We start from the raw sequence: 12,788 nt of genomic DNA, 5'->3' as shown, positions 1-12,788 counted from the left end.
GAACTCACCTGGAGTATGCGGGTTGGGGCTTCGAGCCGGGCAGGACGGCGAGGGACGCAACGGGGAGCGGATGCGGATCGTCGTCTTCGGACTCACCGTCTCGTCGTCCTGGGGCAACGGGCATGCCACCCTGTGGCGCGGCCTGTGCCGGGCGCTCGCGGCAGGCGGCCACTCCGTCACCTTCTTCGAACGCGACGTGCCCTACTACGCCGAGACCCGCGACCTGACGGCGCTGCCCGGCGGCGACCTGATCCTCTACCCCGACTGGAGCCCCGAACTGCGCGCGCGGGCCGCGCGGGCGGTGGCGGCGTGCGACGCGGCCATCGTCACCTCCTATTGTCCGGATGCCGTGGCGGCGGCGGCGCTCGCGCACGAGGCCCCGGTCAGCGTCTTCTACGACCTCGACACGCCCGTGACGCTCGCGCGCCTCGCGGCGGGTGAGGCGGTGCCCTATCTCGGCCCGCGGGCCTTGCGCGACTTCGACCTCGTGCTGAGCTACACGGGCGGGGCGGCGCTCGACGCCCTGCGCACGCGGCTCGGCGCCCGGCTGGTGCTGCCGCTCTACGGCCACGTCGATCCCGATGCCCACCGGCCGACCGCGCCGGCCCCCCATTACGCCAGCGACCTGTCCTATCTCGGCACCTACGCGGCGGACCGGCAGGCGGGCGTCGAGCGCCTCCTCGTCGCGCCCGCCCGGCGGCGCCCGCAGCAGCGCTTCCTCATCGGCGGCGCGCAGTACCCGCCGGACTTCCCCTGGGCGGAGAACATCTCCTTCGTGCGCCACCTGCCGCCCGCCGAGCACCCGGCCTTCTTCTCCTCCTCGCGCTTCACCCTCAACGTCACCCGCGGGGCGATGGCGGCGATGGGCTGGTGCCCCTCGGGCCGCCTGTTCGAGGCGGCGGCCTGCGGCACGCCGCTCGTCACCGATGCGTGGGAGGGGCTCGACGCCTTCTTCCAACCGGGACGCGAGATCGTGGTGGCGCGGACCACCGAGGACGTGGTGGCGGCCCTCGACCTGTCCGAGGCCGAGCGACGCGCGCTCGCCCGTGCGGCGCGCGAGCGGACGCTCGCCGAGCATTCCTCGGCCCGCCGCGCCGCGGAGCTGATCGCCGCCCTCGACGCCCCGGGCTCCGTCCGGCCCCCCGTCCGGGGATCCCTGGCCGTGGAGGCGTGAATGTGGGGCATCGTTCCGGCCGCGGGCCGCGGCAGCCGCATCCAGCCCCTCGCCTTCTCGAAGGAGCTTTTGCCGGTCGGCAGCCGCCTCGATCAGGGCATCGAGCGCCCCTGCGCGGTGAGCGAGTACCTCGTGGAGCGCATGATCCGCGGCGGGGCCGACAAGCTCTGCTTCGTGATCTCGCCGGGCAAGTCGGACATCCTCGACTATTACGGCGCGGCCTATGGCGGCGCCTCGATCGCCTACGTGGTGCAGCCGGGCGCGGCGGGCCTCTGCGATGCGATCTTCCGGGCGCTGCCGCTGGTCGCCGACGACGAGCCGGTGATCGTCGGCCTGCCCGACACGGTGTGGTTCCCGGCCGACGCGCTGGCGCTCCTGCCCGACGACGCGCTCTCCTTCCTGCTCTTCCCGGTGGAGCGGCCCGAATTCTTCGACGCGGTGGTTCTCGACGGCGACACCGTGCGCGAGATCCAGGTCAAGCGGGCGGACGCCACCTCGCCCTGGATCTGGGGCGCATTCAAGATGCCCGGCCGGACCCTGCGCGACCTCCACGGCCTGTGGCAGCGGCGGGACGGCCGCGACGAGTACATCGGCACCCTGGTGAACGCCTACTTGGCGGAGGGCGGCCGGGCGCTCGGCCTGCGGGCGGGGCGGTCCTACGTCGATGTCGGCACCCTGCACGGCTACCGCGCGGCCATCGGCCTCCTGAGCGAGGCCGCCGCCCGGCCGGGCGACAGCGGCGCCCGCGTGGGGCTCGGCTGGCCGGGCGGGCGCCCGGCCCTGCACGCGATGGTGACGGAGTAGCCATACCACCACCCCGTCGACCAGCTGATGCGCAATGCCTTTTGAAGAGCGAGATCCGCTGCTTCTGCCATCGCCCCAGGATGCTGACGCATCGATCTCGATCCCGGGCAAGCCCGGGATGCTGACGCATTGATCTCGATCCCGGGCAAGCCCGGGATCGACGGGGCCGATGACCCATCGCGACGTGTCGATGCCAAGCCAGAGGCTTGGCGACACTTCGAGAACGGAACCAACAGTCGCTCTCAACGACCGTGGGTCTTAGCTCTTCTCGGCCAATGACATGAACCGGTCGATGTACTCACCGTAATAGACGCCGTTCGAATCACGGTATCCCTGCTTAAAGTCCTTTTTGAGATTTGCTCTACCCGTGTTGTAGGCGATCGCCACATAGACGCTTTCGTCGTGCGTTAGGGACGTTTTGTCTTTTCCATAAGTGCGCACGAGCTTGATTTTCAACTCCTCAACGCATTTTTCGAGCGTACCAGAAAAAGTCTTCCATTTTTCCTCGAGAAAATAGTCCGGATCGACCTTGAAGAACTGCAGATCATATTGGAACATGCCAAATCCGTGACAGAATTTGTCAGGCTTCTTGGCGACCTTCTTCAGATCCGGATCGTACTGCGCCACATTGAGCAGGGCCGCCCGCGCCAACGCGAACATGGCCTTCCCATCCGGAACCGCTTCGAGATCGGCCCGTGTCTTGGGGAATGCGCTTCGCCGGGGCGCGTCCAGCGTGTCGCCGGTGCAGGCCGCCAGCACCTCAGCGACGGTGTGTGTCTTGTAGATGCGCCGCCAGATGTAGGAGGTCTCCTGCATCGCGATCGCGGCGATGAGATTGATCGAGAATGGGGTCCCGGCCGTCGCCGCGGCGATGTCTCCACCGAACGTCGTCTTGAACCAGTGGATCGCGGCATCGGCAGGCTGCGCGGCCGGCGCTGCGACGGCAAGGAGGGGCGGAGAGCTCGGCAGCGTCGACCCGCTTGCGGCGGAGGCGACGGTCGCAAGCGCGCCGGTCAGGGCGCTGATCTCGAAATGCATGCCGTCTTCCGTACCGAAATGGCCGCCCCAGTAGATCCCGACCGCGTTGGCAGCCGCCACCAGTTCACGTACGGAGCCGCGATCCCCGCACTCCGCAGGCTCTTCCCCGAGTGGGTTGTCCGCCGCGTTGATGTCGAAGGCCGAGCCGAAGGCGTGGTTGCTCAGCGCCTCGACATCCGCGCTCTTCTTCTCGTTGTGACCCAGCGTTGGCGAGGGCGCCTGCTTGCGCTTGTAGCGCGGCACGAAGCAGCCATCGTAGGAGAGAATGAGGTGGAGGAGGTCCGCCTGTTCCCAGGCTTCGAACAAGGCCTTGATGACCGGAGCGGCCAACCGGTGGCAACGAATCCGGCCGTTGTAGCCGCGCGCGAACCGGAGCTGCGGCACGGGCATTTCGACAATGTTGGCCCCGACCCAATCCGGAACCGTTCGGTCGCAGCTGGCCGTGATGACGATCGCTTCCTTGTCCGGTCGGGGAGGCCTGGGATGCTGAAGGAAGGTGAAGCAGCCGAAGTCCCGATTGCGCGTCGCGTTCGAGGGACTCGACAGGCCCGTGGGCCTTGGAGGGTACGCTCCGCCCCGACGGTCGCTGTAGTAGGTCTGGGGGAGGATCGTGTAACCCCGTGTCGCAGCAACATTCAGGGTCGGCGCATCCACCTCACCATTCGGTACTAGATTGTGCTTGACCTGAAAGAATTTCGTTGTCGTCTCGGTATTTATTCCAAAATCACCGTCGATATTTCCGACTTGGTCGTATCCCTGGCGCCTCAAGAAATATTGCCAGCGCTGAACTTCAGCCGTTATATTCGCTTTTCCTCGCGCGAGCGTGAACATGCGCAGCCCCCTCAAGACCACAACATCACGGCACCACAAAATCGGCGCGTGTCAGACTAGCTTGAGTAGTCGTAAGATTGCAATGCTGAAGTTGAGCTGCGTCCCCGCTGCCCAAGCGGCCTCAGCCGGGGCGGATGTCTGCTCGGCGTGGCAACCACGTCAATCCAATGGCCTGAAGACGCGAACCGACAGCCGCAATCGGGCATGGACCCGAACATCATTCGCCAGAGTCGCCGCCGGCCCAGCCGTGAGGATGCGGCGACAAGAAAGTTCAGTCGGTGTTGTCTCAGCAAATACCGATCAGATCATCACACGAGACCATTGCGCAGCTCCGTCTCCCCGTGCGCGAGACGGCCGAGATTGTCGAGGAGGATGTCGATCACGCTTGTCTCGTAGGCCCGCGTCTCGCCCGCGCTGTGGGGCGTGACGATCACGTTCGGCATCGCCCAGAGAGGGGAGTCGGGCGGCAGCGGCTCCTCGTGCACGCAGTCGAGGCCGGCCCCGGCGAGCCGCCCCTCCCCCAAGGCCGCGATCAGGGCCGGCTCGTCCACCACCCGCCCGCGCGCCACGTTGACGAGCAGGCTCGTGGGCCGCAGCGCCGCCAGCGCCGACGCGTCGATCAGCCCCTCGGTCTCGGGCGTGAGCGGGCAGGTCAGCGCGACGATGTCGGCTTGCGCCAGCGCCTCGTGCAGGCGCTCGGGCGGCAGCAGCGCGTCCACCTCCGGGCAGGGTCCGGGCCGGCGCCGCACGCCGAGGAGCCGGAAGCCGAACGGCCGGGCAAGCGTCGCGAGCCGCAGGCCGATCCGCCCGAGGCCGACGACGACGAGGGTCTTGCCCCCGGATTCCTCCTCCCGCGCGGTGCGGTCGCCGATCATCGGGCGCCAGTGCCGCGCGGTCTGGTGGTCGCGGGCGAGATGGAGCTGGCGCTGCAGGCCGAGGATCAGCGCCATCGCGTGCTCGGCCACCGCGCGCTCGTTGGCGCCCTGCGCGCTGGCGAGCCGGATGCCGGCCCGGGCGAGGCGCGGCTTGTCGAACTGGTCGGTGCCGGCGCTCACCGACTGGATGAAGCGCAGCCTGGGGGCGGCCTCGATCATGTCGTTGCGCCACAGCCCGGAGGCGACGATCACGTCCGCCTCCGCGATCCGCGCCCGCAGGTCGTCGACGCTGCGCGCCTCGATCGCGCGGGCCGGGTGGCCGCGCCCGGCGAACTCCGCCGCGAGCCCGTAGGCCTGGTGCGCGAAGGCGATGGTGAGGGCGTCGGGCGGAGGCAGCAGGGGCATGGATCGATCCCGGGATGGCGGACGGCCGGAGGGGCGGTCGCTCAGCGTGAGGCACGCGGCGCGCGACCGAAACCCCTCACCGCCCCGTCGCGGCCCGCCACGCCGCGAAATCGAGGCGGGATTGCTCGTCGGTGGGCGGGTAGAGGCCCAGGATGGAACGGCCCTCCCGCACCTTCTCGGTCACGAAATCCTCGAAGGCCGTCATCTCCACCGCCTCGTCGGCGATCGCGTCGGCGAGATGGGCCGGGATGACGACCACGCCCTCCCCGTCGCCCACCACCACGTCGCCGGGCCAGACCGGCACGTCGCCGCAGCCGATCGGCACGTTGATGTCGAGGGGCTGGTGCACGGTCAGGTTCGTGGGCGCGGCCGGGCGGTGGTGGTAGGCGGGGATCGCGAGGTCGGCGATCTCCGGGCTGTCGCGGAAGCCGCCATCCGTGACGATGCCCGCCACGCCCCGCACCATCAGGCGGGTGACGAGGATCGAGCCCGCGGAGGCCGCGCGGGCATCCTTGCGGCTGTCGATCACCAGCACGGCGCCGGGCGGGCATTCCTCCACGGCCCTGCGCTGCGGGTGGGCGCGGTCCTGGAACACCGTGATCGGGTTGAGGTCCTCCCGCGCCGGAATGGTGCGCAGCGTGTAGGCCTCCCCGACCATCGTCTCGCCCTTGTGGCGCAGGGGGTGCACGTCCTGGATGAACTGGTTGCGCAGGCCGCGCTTGAACAGGGCGGTGCAGAGGGTCGCGGTGCTGACGGTCTTCAGCCTGTCGCGGGTGGCGGGGGCGAGCGGCATGGCCGTCCTTCAGAAGATGGCGGGTTCGCGGACCGGCGCGCCGAAATCGGTGCGCAGGAAATCGAAGTCGCAGCCCTGGTCGGCCTGGCCGATGTGGCGGGAGAACATCCAGCCGTAGCCGCGCTCGTAGCGGGGCTCCGGCGGCGGCAGGGCGGCGCGGCGGTGCGCCAGCTCCGCCTCGGGCACGTCGAGCCGGATCGTGCGCGCCGGCACGTCGACCGCGATCACGTCCCCGGTGCGCACCAGGGCGAGAGGACCGCCGACGTAGGATTCGGGCGAGACGTGCAGGATGCAGGCGCCGTAGGAGGTGCCGCTCATGCGCGCGTCCGAGATCCGCACCATGTCGCGCACGCCCTGGCGCACGAGCTTCCTGGGGATCGGGATCATGCCCCATTCCGGCATGCCCGGGCCGCCGAGCGGGCCGGCGTTGCGCAGGACCAGCACGGTGTCGGGCGTGACGTCGAGGTCGTCGCGGTCGATCATCCCCTTGAGCATCGGGTAGTCGTCGAAGACGAGGGCCGGCCCCGCATGCCGCAGCAGGTGGGGCGCCGCCGCCGAGGGCTTCATCACGCAGCCGTTCGGCGCGAGGTTGCCGCGCAGCACCGCGAGCGCTCCCTCGGCGTAGATCGGCCGGTCGAGGGGCCGGATCACGTCGTCGTCGTAGACCGCTGCCCCTTCCAGGCACTCCGCCCAGGACCGGCCCGACGCTGTGAGTTGCGAGAGGTCGAGGAAGGGCGCGAGACGGCTCATCAGCGCCGGCAAGCCGCCCGCGTAGTAGAAATCCTCCATCAGGTAGCGGTCGCCGCTCGGGCGGATGTTGGCGATCACCGGCACCCGGCGGCTCGCCGCGTCGAAATCATCGAGGCCGAGCGCGTGGCCGGCGCGGCGGGCCATCGCCACGAGGTGGATGACCGCGTTGGTCGAGCAGCCCATCGCCATCGCCACCACGATGGCATTGCGGAAGGCGGCCTCGGTCAGGATCCGGGCCGGGACGAGGTCCTCCCACACCATCCCGACCGCCCGCCGGCCCGCCGCCGCGCACATGCGGATGTGGTTGGAATCCGCCGCCGGGATCGAGGAGGCGCCGGGCAGCGTCAGGCCCAGCGCCTCGGCGAGCGCCGTCATGGTGGCGGCCGTGCCCATCGTCATGCAGACCCCGTAGGACCGGGCGATGCCGACCTCCATCTCGCTCCAGTCCTTGTCCGAGATCGCGCCCGCGCGCCGCTCGTCCCAGTACTTGAAGGCGTCGGAGCCCGAACCCAGCACCCTGCCGTGCCAGTTGCCGCGCAGCATCGGGCCGGCCGGCACGAAGACCGCCGGGAGCTCGGCGCTGATGGCGCCGAGGACGAGGCCCGGGGTGGTCTTGTCGCAGCCCCCCATCAGCACCGCGCCGTCGACCGGGTGGGAGCGCAGCAGCTCCTCGGTCTCCATGGCGAGGAAGTTGCGGTAGAGCATCGTGGTCGGCTTGACCTTGCTCTCCGACAGCGAGATCGCCGGCAGCTCCACCGGAAAGCCGCCGGCCTGCAGGACGCCGCGCTTCACGTCCTCCACCCGCTGCTTGAAATGGGCGTGGCACTGGTTGAAGTCGGACCACGTGTTGATGATCGCGATGACCGGCCGGCCGACGTAATCCTCGGCCGCATAGCCCATCTGGTTCATGCGCGAGCGGTGCCCGAAGGAGCGGAAATCGTCCGGCATGAACCAGCGCGCGCTGCGCAGCTGGTCGGGGCTCTTGCGGGTCATGGGCAGCCTCGGGAGGAGAAGACGCGCGGCACGGGCCGGGCACGAAGTCAGGCGGGGTGGCGGCGCCCGCGCGCCGGCGGCCGCCCGCTTAGCTGCCCGGCAGGTCGTGGGCCACCGGCAGGTAATAGTCTTTCCAGGACCCCGGCAGGGTCTTCAGCGCGCCGGTCCTGTGCAGGTGGGCGGCGAACTTCATGGTGCCCTGCGGGTAGAGGTTCCACTCCATCATGCCGGGCTGAGCCAGGAGGTCGAGCAGATCCTCGGCCGGGGTCTTGTCGGTGGTGACCTCCCGGTAGATCTCCACCGCCTCGCGGGTGTTCGTCTCGATGAAGGCCTTGGCTTCCTCGGCGGCGGCGCGCACCGCCCGGATGACGACCGGGTTGGCGGCGGCGAAGCGCGTGGTGGTGAAGAACTGGCCCTGCGACAGCGGCCCGCCGATGATGTCGGCGGAATTGGCCACCACGTGCGCGCCCGGCACGGTCTTCAGCTCGTAGTGGTGGAAGGGCGGGGCCGCGAAGTGGTTGCGCACCTCGTGGTTCGGGTTCTTCATCGCCACGAAGGCGTCGGGATGGCCGAGCTGCACCGTGAGCGGATCGAGCCGGCCCCACTGGTCCGGCCCGAAGGCCTCGGCCGCCCCCATCTGCAGCAGGATCGCCTGCGTGGAGACGCGCACGGTCGGGACCGCGATCCTGTCGCCCTGCGCGAAATCCTTGAGGCTCTTCACCCGCGGGTCGCGACTGACGAGGACGAGGGGCTGGGCGGTGGTCGCCACGATGCCCCGGACCCCGCCGCGGGTGCGGTCCCACAGCAGGAGCAGCTGCCCGGTGCCGGTGTTGATGATGTCGACGCCGCCCGAGAGAAGCGCGTCCTGCTGCGCCCCGCCGTTGCTGAAGGACAGCCACTTGGTGGCGACGCCCGGCTGGCCCAGCGCCTCGGCGTGCTTCTCGATCAGCCGGCGCTTCTCGATCACGTGGATCGGCATGTAGAGGATGCCGGGCTGGCGGCTGATCGTGATCTCGGACTTCGCCTGCGCGCCGGCGCGGCGCGGCGCGAGGGCGGCACAGGCGGCCGCACCCGCCAGCCACGTTCTGCGGTTCAGCATGGGGACACCCTCCTCGCGCGTCGCACCGACGCCACGGCCGGCCGGCGGCCCCTGCGGTCGCGGCGCGACGCCCATCCGGTTCGCACGGGGGCGGGGCGCTCGACGACGCCCACCGGCGGTGGAGCGGGCGCAGGCCTGGACATGCGGGGCGTTTCCTGGCGGCAGGCCGGATCTGTCGCCCGGCGCCGGACGACTGAAGCACTGATGCATTAGTGCGTCAAGCACGGGCCATGCTATGGGAGGGCGCGGTGCGCGAGAGGGCGACGGCGCGATGAACGAGGCGGTGACCATGTCCGGCCGGGGCCGCGGCAGCGCCGAGCCGGTCTTCGTCACGCTGCGCCAGGAGATCATCGCGCTGTCGCTCGCGCCCGGCACCGTGCTGTCGCGGGCCGCCCTGCAGGCGCGTTTCGGCGTCAGTTCCACCCCGATCCGCGACGTGCTGCTGCGGCTCGAAGCGGAAGCCTTGGTGGAGATCTTCCCGCAGCACGCCACGATCGTGAGCCCGATCGACCTCGGGCTGGCGCAGCAGGGGCAGTTCCTGCGCCGCTCGGTGGAGATGGAGATCGCGCGCGTGCTGGCGCAGGCGCCGGACGCCGTCCTGCTGGAGGGCTTGCGCCGGCTGGTGCGGCGGCAGGCGGCCTTCGCGGATCTCGACGAGCACGCCGCCTTCGCGGAGGCGGATCAGGCCTTCCACCGCACGATGTACGAGGCGGCCGGCGTGGCCGGCCTGTGGCCCCTGGTGCGCCGCCAGGGCGGCCACATGGATCGCCTGCGCCGGCTGCACCTGCCAGTGACCGGCAAGATGCGCGAGATCCTGCGCGACCACGAGGCGATCGTCGCGGCGATCGCGGCGGGCCGGCCCGCCTGCGCCCAGGAGCGCGTGCGCGCCCATCTCTCCCACTCCCTCGACGCCGTCGACGCGTTGCGGGCGCGGCACCCCACCTATTTCCGCTCCTGACCGGCCGCGCCGCGCCGCGAATTTCAGGGTTGCCAAGCCGCACCGGACCCTCTAGATCACGGCTCCACCGACGGAGGCACCGCCCTCCGCGTCAGGCGCCCGTAGCTCAGCTGGATAGAGCACCAGACTACGAATCTGGGGGTCAGAGGTTCGAATCCTTTCGGGCGCGCCATTATCTTCAAGCACTTAGCTGAAAATGCAGGCGGCCTGGAATGGGCCGGCTCGGAACGGGGTACGGCTCCGGGTACGGCGAACGATCGGATGCGGGTAGCAACCAGTCGAGCCTTCCCAAACGCCGCCCCGGGCCCCGTTTGTCGATACCGCACTCAGGCTAAGGCCGCCTGGGCGGGGCAGATGACCGGCTTCGCCTGGGGCGCTCGCCCTCTTCCTTGGTCTTGCCTTTCCCGCCCAGTCTGGCGAAGCTGATGCTGTTGCGGGACGATGCTTCACCCGGAAGTGGAGGCAGCGCCGATGCTCTGCAAGCGGCCGACTTCTGCGGATATGATACATGGGCGCCGTGGTGGCTACCCTTGCCGCCCGCGCCCTCGCCTCGCCCGTGCGCCTCGAATTCGAGCCGGCATACACGCCGGCCAAGAAGGTTGCCCGTCAGTTCTACCCCATTCGGAAAAGCTTGAGGCCTGCGCCCAGTCGTAGATGGTCGGTTGAACGAGCTAAGCGCGCCGATGGAGCATCACCGCCTCTCGCCGGAGCGCCTAACCTTCGACGCCCTTCCACTCTATCCTTCGCGGCGCACACCTAAATTGCCACGATCCCAATCATCTCATGGCAGGCGCTCGCCCACATCAAGGCGAAGTGTACCATTTCATCACATACGCACCCAAAACACTCACGAGGCGCCCAGTCCCCACGCTCAAATATTTAGGAGATATCGCGTGTACACGAATGAACAATTGTTTGTGTGGGACTTAGATAAGCTTAGGCAGATTTCGCAGAATCCTCACCCTCGCAATTTGCTTGATGGATCCGCTATACTTAGAAGATTGTTGACCGATTCGTCAGGTCCCCTGCTGCACAAGGCAGCAAAAGGCCGTGACTTCAAGCCTATATTTAGAGTAATTGGGTCTCCTGAAGGCGATAGATTATTGGAAGACATCTTCGCCAGCGGTGCAGTTACTTTTCGCTATTCGAATCCAGATCCGGATGCTTTGAAGGAAGGAGCAGGCATGCAATTGGGGCTAGATGGTTTCCTGGCTCGGAAAATACATTTTGTTGATGGAAAACCTATCACGATCAAAGAAGTAATAAATTTCTGCGCAAACGTTGCTGGCGGGGTGCATGCCGGCCAACCGTCAAGACGAGATAACGCCGAAGTACTATACAATAACTCATCGAACGTACTCGTGAATGGAAAGCCATTTCCCGTCGAAAGCATAAGATCAATCATAGACATAACAATACAGGCACTAGAGCCACTTTATGAAAGACTTAGAGCCTAATGAATGTTTCTGCCTGCGTGTTTAGCAGTTGGGAACCCTCTCGATCAACCCTCCGCGCTCGGCTGAACTAGCGCCCGCCTATACCCCACTCATAGACTGCCGTGGCGTACCGGAAGGGCATCTGGCGCATGCGTGAAGGAGGACCGCGGGGGGGGGGCCTTATGGCGAGCCTTCCGTCTTCGGGGCCAGCCCGAATCCTAAGGGCTCTCACGAAGAACCTTCCGCGGAGCGACCGCAGGATCGGGCCCTACCCCGCAGATTCCAAACCGCCCGGCCGGCCTGGAACTCCATAGGATCCCACGCAGGCAGCCGCAGAGCCGCCGCAGGCAGAATCCACCGCCAAGCCGGAAGGGGCTTCGCAGGGCGTTTGCGGGGCGCCCCGCCGTGTTGGCGGGGCGGTACGAACCGAGTCCGGACAGGCGTCAGCCAGCCGGCCAGAACGGCTCCTGGCCGAGCCGGGCGGCCGGCAGAACCAAGCTCATCGTCGGCAGCGTCAGACGGCGGCCAGGGCGCCGCTTCTCGGGGATCACTCGCTCTCGCGTCACCTTCCGGGCGGCTACGTTCTGCGGCCGGCCCGAGGCGCTGAAGACCACGGAGGGAGTGTACCGCCCGGTATTGTAGCTGGGCTCTTCCCACACCTCCTCGGTGACCCGCCGCTCGGGTGTGACGTCGTCAGGCTCCGTGAGGAAGCGCTCCGCAATGCTCTCGACGAGCGCGGGGTGCTCTCCGTCGGGGGCCGCCTTCCTCGCCGCGGTAATGGCGGCGTTCACGGCGGCTGCCTCCCGGTTGATCGCATCGAGCTTGGCCGCACTCTCGGCGAGCCGGGCGGCGCGCTCTTCGTACTCGGCCAGGTGCCTCTGAGCCTCACCCACACGCTTCCGAGCAGCCTCGGCCCGAGCCTTCAGGGCGGCGCGCTCGTCGGCCTTCACAGCCTCGGCATGGGCCTTCCGGAGCTCGACGAGGCGGGCATCGGTGCGGACGATCGCACGGGCCGCGGCGGCGGCATCGGCTTCCGCCTGAACGTGCTCGGCATCGTCGAGCTCGGCGAGATCGCTGAGGGCCGCTTGCGCCTTGGCGGCGCGATCTTCCTCGCGACGACGATCAGCCTCGTGCTGCGCGATACGCTCGGCGATCTGGGCGGAGGTTGGCTTCTTCGAGCCGAAGAGGTTGGTGATGATGCTCATGGCCATCACGCCTCCACCGAGCGCATGCCGGAGATGCCGCCACCGCTAACCCGCGCCCCGGAGGCGGGATTGGCAATCTCGGTGTCGATCCGGCTCAGGATTGCGATGACGGACGCGAGGCGGCTCCGCGTCTCGACGATGTCGTCATCGGTGAGAAGGTGCCGGCGCTCCATCCCATTGACCTGGATGCGGCGGATCTCCTCCTGCGCTCGCTTGAGCTCTCCGATGAAAACCTCGATGGCGAGGTTTCGCGGACCTCCCATTTGAGTACGCGATACAACGCGGTAGGCCATTTTCCCTGCTCTCATCCTGCCGTCCGGCGGGGTCGCCGGACTGGAAGCAGGATCGGTCGAACCGCCGCGCTTGAGAGGGCTGATCGAGTCGCTTCCAGCGCGAAAAGGGCGGGCGGTCCGAAGACCGCCCGCCT

Annotated in this window: 11 protein-coding genes and 1 tRNA gene; 5 read left to right on the top strand and 7 right to left on the bottom strand. The window is 68.4% G+C overall.

The features are described from left to right. Positions 1 to 70: 70 nt before the first annotated feature. Positions 71 to 1,174 carry a CgeB family protein gene (locus MFF61_RS00125; RefSeq protein ID WP_238233124.1) on the top strand — a complete coding sequence of 368 codons (1,104 nt, stop codon included), beginning with the start codon at positions 71 to 73 and terminating at the stop codon, positions 1,172 to 1,174. Next, positions 1,175 to 1,978, top strand: coding sequence for a sugar phosphate nucleotidyltransferase (locus MFF61_RS00120; RefSeq protein ID WP_238233074.1), 804 nt, complete (start codon positions 1,175 to 1,177; stop codon positions 1,976 to 1,978). 258 nt (positions 1,979 to 2,236) lie between these two features. On the opposite strand, the gene MFF61_RS00115 is transcribed toward MFF61_RS00120, so the two are convergent. From MFF61_RS00115 to MFF61_RS00095, 5 genes are all read right to left on the bottom strand, one after another. Further along, positions 2,237 to 3,847 carry a M15 family metallopeptidase gene (locus MFF61_RS00115; protein WP_238233073.1) on the bottom strand — a complete coding sequence of 537 codons (1,611 nt, stop codon included), beginning with the start codon at positions 3,845 to 3,847 and terminating at the stop codon, positions 2,237 to 2,239. 308 nt (positions 3,848 to 4,155) lie between these two features. Further along, entirely contained in the window at positions 4,156 to 5,127 is a 972-nt protein-coding gene (locus MFF61_RS00110) for a D-2-hydroxyacid dehydrogenase (protein WP_238233072.1), read from the bottom strand. 76 nt (positions 5,128 to 5,203) lie between these two features. Next, positions 5,204 to 5,920: a ribonuclease activity regulator RraA gene (locus MFF61_RS00105; protein ID WP_238233071.1), complete on the bottom strand. Its 717-nt coding sequence runs from the start codon at positions 5,918 to 5,920 to the stop codon at positions 5,204 to 5,206. Positions 5,921 to 5,929: 9 nt separating this feature from the next. Beyond that, positions 5,930 to 7,663, bottom strand: a complete 1,734-nt coding sequence (gene araD, locus MFF61_RS00100) for an L-arabinonate dehydratase (RefSeq protein WP_238233070.1) — start codon at positions 7,661 to 7,663, stop codon at positions 5,930 to 5,932. 88 nt (positions 7,664 to 7,751) lie between these two features. After that, the gene (locus MFF61_RS00095) at positions 7,752 to 8,762 is read right to left on the bottom strand and encodes an ABC transporter substrate-binding protein (RefSeq protein ID WP_238233069.1); all 1,011 of its coding nucleotides are present in this window, start codon (positions 8,760 to 8,762) and stop codon (positions 7,752 to 7,754) included. 271 nt (positions 8,763 to 9,033) lie between these two features. Here MFF61_RS00095 and MFF61_RS00090 point away from each other — a divergent pair, with 271 nt between their 5' ends. The 3 genes from MFF61_RS00090 to MFF61_RS00080 all read left to right on the top strand — a co-directional run bounded on the left by MFF61_RS00090 (position 9,034) and on the right by MFF61_RS00080 (position 11,177). Then, positions 9,034 to 9,720, top strand: coding sequence for a GntR family transcriptional regulator (locus MFF61_RS00090; protein ID WP_238233068.1), 687 nt, complete (start codon positions 9,034 to 9,036; stop codon positions 9,718 to 9,720). A 95-nt stretch (positions 9,721 to 9,815) separates the two neighbouring features. Next, positions 9,816 to 9,892, top strand: a tRNA-Arg gene (locus MFF61_RS00085). Positions 9,893 to 10,613: 721 nt separating this feature from the next. Then, positions 10,614 to 11,177 carry a hypothetical protein gene (locus tag MFF61_RS00080; protein WP_238233067.1) on the top strand — a complete coding sequence of 188 codons (564 nt, stop codon included), beginning with the start codon at positions 10,614 to 10,616 and terminating at the stop codon, positions 11,175 to 11,177. Between the two features lie 422 nt (positions 11,178 to 11,599). On the opposite strand, the gene MFF61_RS00075 is transcribed toward MFF61_RS00080, so the two are convergent. Beyond that, positions 11,600 to 12,361, bottom strand: a complete 762-nt coding sequence (locus MFF61_RS00075; protein ID WP_238233066.1) for a hypothetical protein — start codon at positions 12,359 to 12,361, stop codon at positions 11,600 to 11,602. Positions 12,362 to 12,366: 5 nt separating this feature from the next. Further along, a complete protein-coding gene (locus MFF61_RS00070) occupies positions 12,367 to 12,654 on the bottom strand; it encodes a hypothetical protein (RefSeq protein WP_238233065.1) in 288 nt (95 codons plus the stop codon). Positions 12,655 to 12,788: the final 134 nt, after the last annotated feature.

This window comes from Methylobacterium isbiliense, assembly GCF_022179325.1.
GTDB lineage: Bacteria > Pseudomonadota > Alphaproteobacteria > Rhizobiales > Beijerinckiaceae > Methylobacterium > Methylobacterium isbiliense.
This window is presented reverse-complemented; position numbering and strand designations above follow the sequence as displayed.